12 protein-coding genes are annotated in these 14030 nt (G+C 42.5%); 10 read left to right on the forward strand and 2 right to left on the reverse strand.

All coding sequences use genetic code 11. The features are described 5' to 3' along the window. Positions 1–131 precede the first annotated feature (131 nt). The 10 genes from argR (at position 132) to argB (ending at position 10059) form a co-directional block, all read left to right on the forward strand. Complete coding sequence (gene argR, locus ACTB00_RS18915; RefSeq protein ID WP_159518114.1) at positions 132–614, forward strand: arginine repressor; 483 nt, start codon at positions 132–134, stop codon at positions 612–614. Positions 615–632: 18 nt separating this feature from the next. Further along, the gene (locus tag ACTB00_RS18920) at positions 633–1367 is read left to right on the forward strand and encodes a GNAT family N-acetyltransferase (RefSeq protein WP_463301475.1); all 735 of its coding nucleotides are present in this window, start codon (positions 633–635) and stop codon (positions 1365–1367) included. 108 nt (positions 1368–1475) lie between these two features. Then, complete coding sequence (locus ACTB00_RS18925) at positions 1476–2669, forward strand: argininosuccinate synthase (protein ID WP_463301476.1); 1194 nt, start codon at positions 1476–1478, stop codon at positions 2667–2669. A gap of 15 nt (positions 2670–2684) precedes the next feature. After that, positions 2685–3653 carry an N-acetyl-gamma-glutamyl-phosphate reductase gene (gene argC / locus ACTB00_RS18930; protein ID WP_463301477.1) on the forward strand — a complete coding sequence of 323 codons (969 nt, stop codon included), beginning with the start codon at positions 2685–2687 and terminating at the stop codon, positions 3651–3653. Positions 3654–3665: 12 nt separating this feature from the next. Further along, positions 3666–4811 (forward strand): aspartate aminotransferase family protein, encoded by a 1146-nt coding sequence (locus tag ACTB00_RS18935; RefSeq protein WP_463301478.1) that lies wholly within the window; start codon positions 3666–3668, stop codon positions 4809–4811. Positions 4812–4823: 12 nt separating this feature from the next. Further along, positions 4824–5621, forward strand: a complete 798-nt coding sequence (gene proC / locus ACTB00_RS18940; protein ID WP_463301479.1) for a pyrroline-5-carboxylate reductase — start codon at positions 4824–4826, stop codon at positions 5619–5621. Between the two features lie 12 nt (positions 5622–5633). Then, positions 5634–6725, forward strand: coding sequence for a glutamate 5-kinase (gene proB / locus ACTB00_RS18945; protein ID WP_463301480.1), 1092 nt, complete (start codon positions 5634–5636; stop codon positions 6723–6725). A gap of 150 nt (positions 6726–6875) precedes the next feature. Beyond that, positions 6876–8126, forward strand: a complete 1251-nt coding sequence (locus ACTB00_RS18950) for a glutamate-5-semialdehyde dehydrogenase (protein WP_463301481.1) — start codon at positions 6876–6878, stop codon at positions 8124–8126. Between the two features lie 82 nt (positions 8127–8208). After that, positions 8209–9159 carry an N-acetylornithine carbamoyltransferase gene (locus ACTB00_RS18955; RefSeq protein ID WP_463301482.1) on the forward strand — a complete coding sequence of 317 codons (951 nt, stop codon included), beginning with the start codon at positions 8209–8211 and terminating at the stop codon, positions 9157–9159. A gap of 123 nt (positions 9160–9282) precedes the next feature. Next, positions 9283–10059 carry an acetylglutamate kinase gene (gene argB, locus ACTB00_RS18960; protein ID WP_463301483.1) on the forward strand — a complete coding sequence of 259 codons (777 nt, stop codon included), beginning with the start codon at positions 9283–9285 and terminating at the stop codon, positions 10057–10059. A gap of 92 nt (positions 10060–10151) precedes the next feature. On the opposite strand, the gene ACTB00_RS18965 is transcribed toward argB, so the two are convergent. After that, positions 10152–10442, reverse strand: a complete 291-nt coding sequence (locus tag ACTB00_RS18965) for a hypothetical protein (protein ID WP_463301484.1) — start codon at positions 10440–10442, stop codon at positions 10152–10154. A 231-nt stretch (positions 10443–10673) separates the two neighbouring features. Next, positions 10674–13616, reverse strand: a complete 2943-nt coding sequence (locus tag ACTB00_RS18970) for a bifunctional fucokinase/fucose-1-phosphate guanylyltransferase (RefSeq protein ID WP_463301485.1) — start codon at positions 13614–13616, stop codon at positions 10674–10676. Between the last annotated feature and the right edge of the window lie 414 nt (positions 13617–14030).

A 14030-nucleotide genomic window follows, 5' to 3' on the forward strand; every position in this document is an offset into this window, starting at 1 on the left:
GAGAACGTTCATTTCGGTTCAATGTTTCCTCTTGAACAATTCGGGTACAAAAATAGAAATAATTCTGGAATTAGAATTTGTTTTTTATAAAAAATGCATATTTTTGCAAGAGTATTGAATATATATACAAAATGAAGAATCGCACGAAAAGGCAATTGGCTATAAAAAAAATCATTACAACCAATGAAATCAGTAGTCAGGAAGAGTTGCTTGGAAAATTAAAAGAAGAAGACTTTGATTTGACACAAGCCACCTTGTCACGCGATTTAAAAATTTTGAAAGTGGCAAAAGTTTCGCATTCCCAAAGGGGATATGTGTATGTTATTCCTGAAGGGGTGAGCGTGGAGCCACAACATGAAAATACACGGGTGAACTTTTTGGTGGATGGATTTCGGGATTTACGATTTTCCGGTAATCTGGCCGTTTTAAGAACTCGCCCCGGATATGCCAGTAGTTTGGCTGCCGTTTTAGATAATGCCGATCCGTATGAGATTATAGGGACCATCGCTGGAGATGACACGATTTTGCTGGTGATGAGAGAAGGAGTGACTTCAAGCGATTTAATTAATAGTTTGATACTGGTGATGCCAAAGCTGGAAGACAAGTTAGGATAGAGGATGGAAATTGACTAAATGAAAGACATTAAAAATATTATAGTTTCAGCAGCTAATGTTGCTCACTTACCATATGTTTCCCGGATTAATGATAGCATTGATCTGGCTTCGAAAGAGCGGGGAACCGGTATTGCTCGTCGCTCAGACGAATATATTACCAATAAAATAATGGAAGGTAAAGCAATTATTGCTTTAGAGGGGGATTTATTTGCCGGATTTTGCTACATCGAATCGTGGGGACACAACCGGTTTGTAGCCAACTCAGGGCTGATTGTGGTGAATGATTACCGTGGAATAGGATTGGCAAGGGAAATTAAAAAGAAGGCGTTTGAGTTATCGCGCACGAAATTTCCTGATGCGAAAATATTTGGGTTGACAACAGGGCTTGCGGTAATGAAGATTAACCATGAATTGGGTTATCGTCCGGTAACTTTCTCGGAGTTAACGACAGACGAGAGTTTCTGGAAAGGTTGTCAGAGTTGTGTGAACTATGATATTTTAACCCGAACGGGTCGCTCAAAGTGTTTGTGTACAGGCATGTTGTTCGATCCGGCCTGGGAAAAGAAACCAGCGAAAGAAAAGGAGCAGAAAGAAGAGAAACCCAAGCGGAGTTCATTAATGGAGATGATAGGCAAGTTAAAGCCAAAATCAAACGGCAAGGACTCTGGAGTTAGCATGTTTAAAAGAATAAAACAAAATATGAGTGATGGCACTGTTTCGGCAGTCATTTCAGGATTAATTTTCTTTAAATGATAAACCCGTAGATTGTAACCAGTCGAGGGAAAATAAGGTTAGTAAAGTTGTAAGTTTTCAGTAGAAATGCTGATTTGGTGTCATCACTTTTTAAAACAATAAAATAAGATGAAAGAAAAAGTAGTATTAGCATACAGTGGTGGTTTGGATACTTCCTTTTGTGCGAAGTATTTGTCAGTAGAAAAAAACTTGGAAGTCTACACGGCAATTGCTAATACCGGTGGTTTTGGAACCGAAGAACTAAAAGACATTGAAAAGAAGGCTTATGAGTTGGGCTCAGCGAAGCACGTGACGCTGGACGTTACCGATACGTATTACAGCAAATGTATTCGCTACATGGTATATGGAAATGTGCTGCGTAACAATACCTATCCTATTTCTGTGAGTTCGGAGCGTGTTTTTCAAGCCATCGCCATCATAGAATATGCCAAAAAAATAGGAGCAAAATACGTGGCTCATGGTAGCACCGGAGCAGGTAACGATCAGGTGCGTTTCGACCTGACCTTTGAAGTGTTGGCTCCCGATATTGAAATATTGACTCCAACACGTGATTTGCAGCTAACGCGCGAAGCCGAGATCACTTACCTGAAAGAACACGGTGTGGAAGCTGATTGGAGTAAGATGGCTTACTCGATTAATAAAGGGCTTTGGGGAACAAGTATTGGTGGAAAAGAAACGCTGACTTCAGAGCAAACGCTGCCGGAGGATGCGTACCCGTCTCAATTAAAAGAAAAAGAAGAAAAAGAGATTACGCTTGATTTTGTTGAAGGTGAACTAAAAGGTGTTGACGGCAAAAAGTATTACAATACAGTAGATGCCATTCGTGCTTTGGAGGCTATTGCTGGACCATACGCGATTGGTCGCGACATGCATATTGGCGACACGATTATCGGGATCAAAGGGCGCGTTGGCTTTGAGGCTGCGGCACCAATGTTGATTATTAAGGCACACCAAATGCTCGAAAAGCATACACTAACGAAATGGCAAATGTATTGGAAAGAACAGTTGTCTAATTGGTACGGTATGTTTTTACACGAGTCGCTTTACCTTGATCCGGTGATGCGCGACATTGAGAAATTTCTCGAAAATACGCAGCAAACAGTAACCGGTAAGGTGATCATTAAGCTGAAACCATACCAATTTGTATTAGTCGGTGTTGAATCAGAATACGATTTGATGAAATCCGACTTTGGAGAATATGGCGAAATGAATAAAGCCTGGACCAGTCAAGATGTGAAAGGCTTTACCAAGATATTAGGAACATCGCTGAAAATATACAACTCGGTGAATAAGAAATTTTAATTCGGAGTAGAACACATGATTCAAGTAGGAATAATTGGAGGAGCAGGATATACAGCTGGTGAGCTGATCCGAATTTTGTTGAACCATCCGGAAGCAGAAATCGCTTTTGTTCAAAGTAGCAGCAATGCAGGAAACCCACTCGAAGAAGTACATCGCGATTTGATCGGTGAGTCGACCTTAAGGTTTATTGCAGAACCCGACTTTGAAAAAGCTGATGTTATCTTCCTGTGTATGGGGCACGGAAAATCAAAAGAATTCATAGAAAATAATTCAATACCAGCATCAATTCGAATTATCGATTTGAGTCATGACTACCGGTTAAAGGCTGAAGGAAATGACTTTATTTATGGATTACCTGAAATCAACCGGGAGGCAATTCGTTCATCGAAACGAATTGCTAATCCCGGCTGTTTCGCGACGGGCATTCAGTTGGCCGTGTTGCCTTTGGCTGCTGCCGGATTGTTGGAAAATGAAGTGCATGTGACTGCTATTACCGGATCAACCGGGGCTGGGCAAGCACCAAGCCGCACCTCACACTTCAGCTGGAGAAACAGTAATGTTTCGGTTTATAAAGCATTCCAGCATCAGCATTTGGGCGAAATTGGTCAAAGCTTTAGACAGTTACAGGAATCTTTTGATTTTGATATCAATTTTGTACCGGTTCGCGGAAATCATACAAGAGGTATTTTTGCTTCTGTTTACACTGATTATAAAGGAACAGTTGAAGAAGCTGTCAAATTATACGAAGATTTTTATGCCGATCATCCGTTTGTATTTATGACCCATGAGAATCCGGATGTGAAACAAGTGGTTAACACTAACAAGGCCGTGCTTCATATTGAAAAACATGGTAGCAAATTGCTGATATTGAGTGTTACCGATAACTTGTTGAAAGGCGCATCCGGGCAAGCTGTTCAGAATATGAACCTGATGTTTGGTCTCGATGAAAAAGCAGGATTGAATTTAAAACCGGTTTCATTTTAAAATACGCTTATTATGAATTTATTCGACGTATATCCATTATTTGACATTACTCCGGTGAAAGCCGAAGGGTGCTATGTATGGGACGATGCCAGCAACAAGTACCTCGATTTATATGGGGGACATGCGGTTATTTCTGTTGGGCATAGTCATCCGGTTTATGTTTCTAAAATTAGTAAGCAACTGGAGCAAATTGGTTTTTACAGCAATTCGGTAAAAATTCCACAACAAAAGCAGTTGGCCGACCAGTTGGGTGAGCTTTCAGGTTTCGACGATTATCAGCTGTTTTTGTGTAACTCGGGAGCTGAGGCAAATGAAAATGCACTGAAACTTGCTTCATTCGTAACTGAGCGTAAAAAAGTGATTAGCTTTAAAAAAGGCTTTCACGGACGTACTTCGGCGGTGGTTTCGGTAACCGATAATCCAAAGATTATTGCACCGATTAATGAGAATGAACATGCGGTGATTTTACCGCTAAACGATATTGAACAAGTTGAGCAACACTTAAAAGCGAAAGATGTAGCTGCTGTTATTGTGGAAGGAATCCAGGGAATTGGAGGTATTCATGTGCCCGACCCTGATTTTATTCAAAAATTGTCCGACCTTTGCAGTCAATTCGGGTCTTTGCTTATTTTGGATGAAATTCAATCAGGCTATGGACGGAGCGGAAAGTTTTTTGCATTTCAGTATACTGATGTCCAACCCGATATTATTACCATGGCTAAGGGAATGGGAAATGGATTTCCAATTGGGGGAGTGTTGATTAGCCCTGAATATAAACCCTGGTATGGTATGTTAGGAACTACCTTTGGCGGCAATTATTTGGCTTGTGCTGCCGGCAGCGCCGTGTTAGAAATCATGAAACAGGAACAGCTGGTTGAAAACGCTGCGAAAGTTGGTGCCTATCTGATCGAAAAATTGGCTCAATTTGAGGAAATTAAAGAAGTACGCGGAAAAGGCTTGATGATTGGGATGGAGTTTGAAGCAGAAATAAAGCCTATTCGTCAAAAATTACTGTTCGAAGAAAAAATATTTACGGGAGTTTCGGGAGCACATATTATTCGTTTACTTCCTCCGTTGAATTTAACAATGAAACAGGCGGATTACTTTTTAGAAAAATTTGCAAAAGTATTGAATGAACTCGCTGTTCATTCAAACTAAAAGATACAAAAAATGAAAGTTGGAAAAGTTGCCATCATCGGAGCAGGAAATATGGGCGGTGCCATTGTTAACGGCTTGTTAAAGTCGGGATACATTGAGGCGTCATCAATTTCAATCACTGATCCCCGGGAGTCGGTTCTGGAAGGTTTTATAGCCAAGGGCGTTAACACGTATGTGGAGAATATAGAAGCAGTGAAAGAGGCTGATATGGTTGTGCTTGCAGTAAAACCGTATCACGTTGAAAAGGTGATTAACGGAATTAAGCCGGCACTAACCCTCGATAAGTTACTCGTTTCTATTGCGGCGGGTGTGAGCCTGGCTGATTTGGAAGAACTCGTTGGCAAGGATTCGCAAATTTTTCGGGTAATGCCGAATACCGCGATCTCCTTGCAGGAATCGATGACCTGTATTTCAGGAAATGGTAACACAAAAGAGAGTTTGGGAGCTGTAAAGGAATTGTTTGATCAATTAGGACAAACGGTGGTGATAACAGAAGAACTAATGGCTGCGGCCACGGTGTTAGCTTCATGCGGAACAGCTTTCGCTTTGCGTTATGTCCGTGCAGCGATGCAAGGAGGTGTCGAGATGGGATTTGGTGCAGAGATGGCACAGTTTATAACGGCTCAAACCGTAAAAGGGGCTGTTCAGCTGATTATGAATACCGGTCATCATCCCGAACGCGAGATTGATAAAGTGACGACCCCACGGGGAGTGACCATTACCGGAATTAATGAAATGGAACACAAAGGATTTAGCTCATCGGTTATTCAGGGGCTTATCGCATCGTTTAATAAAATTGATCGCGGATAGAACCGGATAGGAATGAGTTACAACTATAAAAAAATTACCATAAAGGTAGGTAGTAACGTTCTAACAAAGTCTGATGGAACATTGAATGTTGCCCGCATGGAGCATTTGGTTGACCAAATTGCAACCCTATATAAAAAAGGTGTTGAAGTGATTTTGGTGTCGTCGGGTGCGGTCGCAGCCGGACGCCGCGAGGTAAAACTTACGAAGAAGCTGGACACCGTTTCTTCGAGGCAGCTGTGGTCGGCTGTCGGTCAGGTGAAAATGATCAATTATTACGCTGAATTTTTCAATAAGCATGATATTACCTGTGCGCAGGTGCTGACCACGAAAGATAATTTTAGTGATCGGAATCATTACCTGAATATGAAGAACTGCTTTACCACCTTGCTTGATAATGGGGTGGTGCCGATTGTAAATGAAAATGATACGATTTCGGTTAGCGAGCTGATGTTTACCGATAATGATGAGTTGTCGGGCTTGATTGCTTCCATGCAAAACTCGGACGCACTGATTATTCTTAGCAATATTGATGGGATTTATGATGGAGATCCAAATTCTACCGATTCTAAGATCATTGAAAAAATCGGTCTGAATGAGCGGGATTGGATGAAAAATATTTCGACTCAAAAATCAGGATTTGGCAGGGGAGGCATGCTAACGAAAAGCTCAATAGCACGTAAAGCTGCGAAAGAGGGTATTGCTGTTCACATTGCCAATGGTTCGCGCGATTTTATCATTACTGATATTCTGAGTAAAGATAAAGAGGTGAAACACACCTATTTTGATCATGATGGTCGGAAGTCATCCAATGTAAAGAAGTGGATCGCCTATTCTGATAGCTTTGCCAAAGGTGAGTTGGTCATTAATCAGGGGGCTAAGGAAGCGCTCTTCTCATCAAAGGCAACCAGCTTACTACCCATTGGTGTAATGGAAGTTAAAGGGATCTTTAAGCGCGGCGACATTGTACGAATTATTGATGATAACGGACAGCTGGTCGGCTGGGGAAAATCGCAGTATTCAGCTGAAAAAGTAAAAGTTGAAGGCCAGTCTCCCCGACAAAAACCGGTGGTCCATTATGATTATTTATATTTAAGTGAAGAATAAAATATTAAGATACTGACTCAGAATCGTTATTTATACCCTTTTCTACATCAACCCCCTTTTTGTTGACTTCAACAAAATCAAAACATTCTGAGTCTGTCCCCTTCCTCCCCCAGGGAAGGGGACTTTTATCTAATTAACAAGAGAGAAACCATGAAGGTAAAAGAACAATTGGAATTGACTTTGAAAGCCAGCAGGAGCTTAGCCCTGCTGAGCGAAACAAAAATTAATGACCTGTTGCTTGACTTGGCTGATGCCGCAGTTGAACATACTGAAGCGATTTTGGTCGAAAATCAGAAGGATTTAGCCCGGATGAACCCTGCTGATCCGAAATTCGATCGCTTAAAGTTGACTTCGGAACGAATTGAAGGTATTGCGGCCGATATTCGTAATGTAGCTAGTTTGCCAACTCCGTTAAATAAAGTGTTGAGCGAAACGACACGACCAAATGGCATGATCATTAAAAAGGTTACTGTGGCTTTTGGTGTGATTGGTATCATCTATGAAGCACGCCCAAATGTGACGTTCGATGTGTTTTCACTTTGCCTGAAATCGGGTAATGCCTGTGTGTTAAAAGGAGGAAGCGATGCCATTGATTCCAATACAGTAATCGTAAAAATTATTCATCAGGTCCTGGAGAAGCACGGTGTTGATCAGGATATTCTGACCTTGCTGCCGGCTGACCGGGCAGCAACAGCCGAAATCCTGAATGCCCGGGGATATGTTGATTTGATTATACCACGTGGTTCTCAGGGGCTGATCAATTTTGTGCGCGAGAATGCAACCATTCCGGTAATTGAAACCGGAGCCGGAATTTGCCATACCTATTTTGATGAATATGGTGATGCCGAAAAAGGACAAGCGATTGTTGAGAATGCCAAAACACGCCGCCCAAGTGTTTGTAATGCGCTGGATTGTTTGGTGCTTCACGAAAAACGGTTGAGCGATTTAGCACAGCTCTGCGCCGATCTTCCTAAGAGTGATGTTGTCATTCATGCCGATGAGCAGTCGTATGCGATGTTGGAAGGCAACTATCCGGCCAGTCTATTGAAGAAAGCAAACAAGGAGTCTTTTGGAACCGAGTTTTTGGGCTATGAAATGTCGGTAAAGACTGTTCCAACGTTTTTTGATGCTTTGGATCATATTGCAGCCTATAGCTCAAAACATAGCGAAGCCATTATTTCGGAGAATGACGAACGCCTGGATTTATTTCGTAAGATGGTGGATGCTTCTTCGGTTTATTGTAATGTTTCAACAGCATTTACCGATGGTGCTCAGTTTGGTTTGGGAGCTGAAATTGGAATTTCAACCCAGAAGCTGCATGCTCGCGGACCAATGGCACTGGAAGAACTAACCAGTTACAAGTACATCATTGAAGGTGATGGACAGGTTCGACCAAAATAACATTGAGGCAGTTGAATAAGAGAAACTAGTTCGCAATGAAATAACCAGAAACTTTAAACAAAGAACTCGAAACCCATACAATATGAAGCACTTTACAACAGTACACGATTTAGATAATTTAGACGAAGCGATAAAACTGGCTCTGGAGCTAAAAAAAGATCCCTATCAATTTCAGGATTTAGGAAAGAATAAAACCCTGTTGTTGGTTTTCTTCAATTCAAGTTTAAGAACTCGGCTGAGTACACAAAAGGCGGGTTTAAACCTGGGGATGAATGTCATTGTGTTTGATATTAATGAAGGAGGTTGGAAACTGGAGACCGAGCTTGGTGTAATTATGGATAGCGATAAACCGGAACATATTCGGGAAGCCGTGCCGGTTATTGGAAAGTATTGTGATATTATTGGGGTACGAGCCTTCGCTAAATTTGAGAATCGCGAAGATGATTATCAGGAAAAGATCATCCAGCAGTTTATCGATTATGCCGGAGTACCCGTCGTTAGTATGGAAGCGGCTACCCGTCACCCTTTGCAGTCGTTTGCTGATCACCTGACCATTGAAGAGCATAAAACCAAGGAACGTCCCAAAGTGGTGATGACCTGGGCTCCACATCCTCGTGCATTGCCACAGGCTGTACCCAACTCATTTGTTGAGTGGATGCGTGAAACAGACTATGAATTGGTCGTTACTCATCCCGAAGGTTATGAGCTGGCACCTGAATTCATGGGTGATTTAAAACCGGAGTATGATCAGATGAAAGCGTTTGAAGGTGCCGATTTTATTTATGCCAAAAGCTGGGCTTCCTATAACGATTATGGCAAAGTATTGTCTCAAGACCGCAACTGGACTGTATCCGACAGGCAAATGGCGGTGACCAACAAAGCCAAGTTTATGCATTGCCTGCCTGTACGGCGGAATATGATTGTTACTGATTCTGTTATCGACAGTGCCAATTCAATCGTTGTTCCTGAAGCCGAAAACCGGCTGTTCTCAGCACAGGCTGTGCTGAAAATGATGTTGGATCAGATGAAGTAAGAAACGATTATCATTTGTGGCCGTTCGGTTGTCGTTAAACGGTCATTTATTGTCAATCATAGTCATTTTTTGTTTTTTCGATTAATGATCCCATTGACTAAAAATGACCCATAAAAATAATAGATGAATAAAGAAAAACTCACGATAGTTAAAGTTGGCGGTAAGGTTGTTGAGGAGAACGAGTCGCTTCAAGAATTGCTGAATCATTTTTCGAAGCTTGAAGGGCTGAAAGTACTGGTGCATGGCGGAGGTCGATCGGCAACAGCTATGGCACAACGAATGGGCATTGAAACCAAAATGGTGGATGGTCGCCGCATTACCGATAGCCACATGCTTGAGGTGGTAACCATGGTGTATGGTGGCTTGGTCAATAAAAATATTGTCGCTCAATTGCAGGCTAACGGAATTAACGCCATTGGCTTAACGGGCACCGACCTGAATTATATGCAAGCGGTGAAACGGCCTGTGAAGGATATTGATTACGGTTTTGTGGGCGATGTGGTTTCGGTGCATGTTGATGAGCTGAAACTGCTGGTTGAAAAAAAGGTGGTTCCGGTTTTGGCTCCCCTGACACACGATAAAAAAGGTCAGCTATTGAACACTAATGCCGATACCATTGCGGCAGAAGCAGCAATCGGGTTTAGCCGGTATTTTGATGTTGAATTGGTTTTTTGCTTCGAAAAACCGGGGGTGTTGGAAGATGCCGAGAATGATAATTCGGTCATTCAATCGCTGACTCATTCCGGATTTAAAGCTCTTCAGGTTTCCGGAGCCATTCATGCGGGAATGATTCCTAAGTTGGATAATAGTTTCAATGCGATTCAGAAAGGGGTGAGCCAAATTCGGATTACCAATATTGAAGGGCTGGAGAAAGGTGGAACAACCCTTGTTGCAGATTAAGAAAAAATAGAAAACATCAATGAACCAAGAGCGCCGGCCTAATCATTTTAGGTCGGCGCTCTTGGTCTCGTGAAAAAACAATTGGATTAAGCTTATTCGCCGGAATTGTTTTTGCGGGTCGAATCAATGATCTTTCGAGCTTGTGCCAGTGTGTTACTGCCGTATTGCTTCAGATTCATCCTTTTTAAAATTTCTTCGTTCGACGATTTTGCAAAATTTAGCGGAACTTTGGGGTTATCATCTGAAGGTTTCAGAGCCACATAGGTTGGTGCTTTTTTGAAACCTATAAATTCAATATACCCCTTCTCAACTAACTTATTAAGCGCTTCTTCCGCTTTTGGGGAAATTAGTTTTATTTCTACTTTATTGTTTCGTGTTTTCATTGTTTAATTTACCTCTCTTTTTTAGGTATCGAATATGTTTGTGAATTTAAGCTTTTATTTTCTCATTAAAAACGGCTTGACTCATTTTTATGTGCTCAATTTTCAAGCGGTTATAAGCACTCGAGCTATGAATGCAAGCTCATTTTACCATTCTTCAATGGTATTTAGCTTAAACTCTGATGGAATACCCTGTGGTTCTGCCATGGAGATAGCCAGTTTTAAGATTTTTATTTATGATCGCGTGAGTTGAAAGCCTGTTGTTGACAGCTCCAGTTCAACAAAGCGGGCGTTCAGGTTTGGTGGATTTTCACTCAGGCGCTTTTTTATTTTAAGAGCTGCCTGCGGATCTTTTGCTAAAATAAACAGATAGCCGCCACCACCAGCTCCGGGTAGTTTATAAGCGGCAGTTAAGTCTTCAATTAAATGAATGAGTTGTTGTATTGCCGGCGGGTTGGTACCATGGTCAATTCGTTGTTTTTGTTGCCAGGTTTTTGCGATGCAAGCTGCCAGTTCGTTATAATCATTTTTTTGAAGGGTATTGAACGTGTGCACAGCATGTTGTTTCATATCTTCCAGAATATCCAAATGTTGCGTTCCATTCAGAAACATGCCACGAACGATTTCTGCCAGTATGTTTTTCGCAGTCCGGGTGATTCCCGTATAATAAAGAAGCATGCAGGAATGAAATTCCGGCTTGGTGAACAGGTAATCGGGTGCCCATCTTACGGCTGGCTCCTGGTTAAATCCGGCATTTGTCTCCAGGAGTTTGACCCCCGGTAAAATGGCTCCAAACTGATCTTGCCAACCGCCCCCTGTGGTTAATAGTTGCTCCAATATGAGCGTATTCATGCTGATTTGGGTATGGCTCCAATTTAATCCGCAGAAATCAGATAAAGTGCCCAGCACGGTGGCTGCCAGTGCCGAGCTGGTTCCTAGCCCTGATCCTTTGGGAATGGCTGCCAGCATGGTAATTTCAATCCCACTGCCGAATGCTTTGAGTTGCTCTTCCAGTGACTTGAAATGCTGCGGCGTAAAGTCGGGGTGAAAGCCGGCCAGACAAAGTGCTGCCTTGGGAATTGAAAAAGCCGAACCAATTTGGTTATAGTTGGCCAGTTCATTGTAATTGGTAATGGATTCGCGCTTGCCAAGGTCAATGGACCGAATAACTAATTGGTATTCGTCTGTTGGGCGGATATAGCACTGCAAAGGAGGCTGCCCATTCAGGTTGATCGCCATATTGACTACTTTCCCACCCTGAAACAAGCAATAGGGGGGTGTATCGGTCCAACCACCGGCCAGATCGATTCGGGCAGGACTTCTTCCCCATACAATCTGATCATGATGGATGTTAAGTTGAGGAATGGTCGTTTGCCGACTCACCGCTTCCAGGATGGTTTCACGAAGAATGCTAAAAGCGTCCTCTTCGGTATAACTAAAGTCCTGTCCCCGGTATTGCAATACTCTTGCCTGAAACATTTTTTCGGCCAAACGAGCCTGAGGATCTACCAGCTGGTTATCCAACGGTTGAACAGCTAACTCTTGTTCTGCAAATTCCTTCGCTGCCTGATCCAGGTTGAGTTGAAAGAATACACTGTGCTTAAAGTTATTGCGGATGCCCGGCCAGTTTTTTAACCGGAATGATTTTCGCTGTTCCAAAAGTCGCGAAAGATTAGCTTTTTCAGATAGTTGGTTGGCTGAAAGTCTTTTTTTGTTAGCCCATAGTGTGGTGAAAGTTTCATTTGTGGTTGAATCAAGCAACCAGTTGATCCATGATGAGCTTAGTTCTTCTTTTGTACAAATCGGGAAAATTGGAGAATCCTGTATGTCGATATCCGGATCCAGTGCTGTTGACTCAAAGCTCAATCCTCGTTCTTGCAACCAGTGTTTAAATGGCTTTTCCAGCCAGCTGGTTAAATCATTTCCAAGAGCACCTTTAAACTGGTCGTTGATGTGATAAGGACGAACACAGTATTCGGTTTTACCTATCGGAACAATATCAAGGCAAACTCCTGAAGATAAATTCAGGTTCCAGTCGTTCTCCGGAATTCCGGTTACAATATGGTTGCTGGAGAGCTGCCACCCTTGACTGATATGGCTGTTTTCAATCCATAGATTTTCCATCTGTCCACTTAGTTTGATTTCTGAGTGAGCATTTTGGATAAACATGCTGGGATGTGGCTTCCGGTCTTTATGCAGTATTGAGCGTGGATCAATCACCCGGTTTTGAATTGCCAATGTAGATGATATCAGCTCTTTACTGGTCCCATAATGATAAAATTCACCTCCCTCGAGAGGAATGATCGCTACGCTGAGTTTGCTAATTTCGTCATCCTCCAATGTTGGGGTTTCGCCCATTGCCAGCCCAAACTCCGAGTACAGATCGTAAAATGGAGGTGTGCTGGGTGACCGGCCATTTTTGTAGCCCGATTTTTTCATCAACAGTTCAACAGCACGGTCACTCAACAGCCAAATGCCAATGTCCATCAAAAAGAGGTGGCTTTGCCCCAGTTCCTGTAATTTGTGAACCGATGGCTTTTGCAACATCGAGCTTAAACGCTCCGGATTATTTTTTGGGCATACAAATACGCCATGCCTCGATGCCAATTCGGGGCGCGACCATAGACCATAACAAATTACATCGGCTTCAGGCAGCGGGGCTAGGGGCTGGTTATTTAAAATCAGTACATCGCCGCTGGCAATAAGTGTGTTGACTTTTGGCGGAGCTGATTGGATAATCTTTTCGTAAAGGGGTGATTGTAGATCAAGCAGGGTTTGATCGAGCTTTTGCCCACGACTCCAGCGAAACACCGGAATAGGGGCTAATAACTTGCCCGATGGTGCATAAGATGGTAGTCGCCTACTTTGTCCTCCAGCGTGAATTAAGATTCTTTTTTCACCACCTAGCCACTCTTCAAAAGATTGATCTACAGCCTGATTCTGCCAGCATTGTGATAGCAACCATGAGGTTCCACCGCCTGACCCAACCCGGTTTTCAATAGGGTCAGAGGTGCAATAAAAATCGGTTGTGTTGTGTTGGGTGATGGCATGAAAGGTTGTTGCCAGATTGGGCGGCAATGACAGCAGGTGCTTGATCGCTTTTTTCATAGTTATTTTATGTCTGTAATATTGAGTTCTAAGTTTTTGATAAAGATAGTAACCGTAGATGTAGAACAAATGTTTTTAAAATGAAATTGTAAATCCGACCTTCTTTTTTTATCCCTAATCCCAATAGAAGGCTGGTCATCCTGAACTTGTTTCAGGATCTTTCAGCGAATAGCTCCAATATTGTCCGAAACAGATTGCCTTGGTTCTTCCTTCCCCGCAATGACGTTTTTTACATGCGTCATTGGCAACGCAGTGAAGCAATCTCTCAGCGGGTTGCTGTTATCTCACCCTCTTGGTTCTTGATTCTTGGCTCTTGACTCTATTTTCTAATATCTAAGGTCTCGTTCTTATTGCTGATGTTGGGGCATTGCCCCAAACCCCAAATACTTTTTTGATACCAAAAAGTAATCAAAAAAGATCAAGTCAAAGTTATCCTTCCACGCGCGTCAGGATTTTTTCTTTCCGGCGCACTGCCCGGGATAC

Source organism: Sunxiuqinia sp., assembly GCF_055140945.1.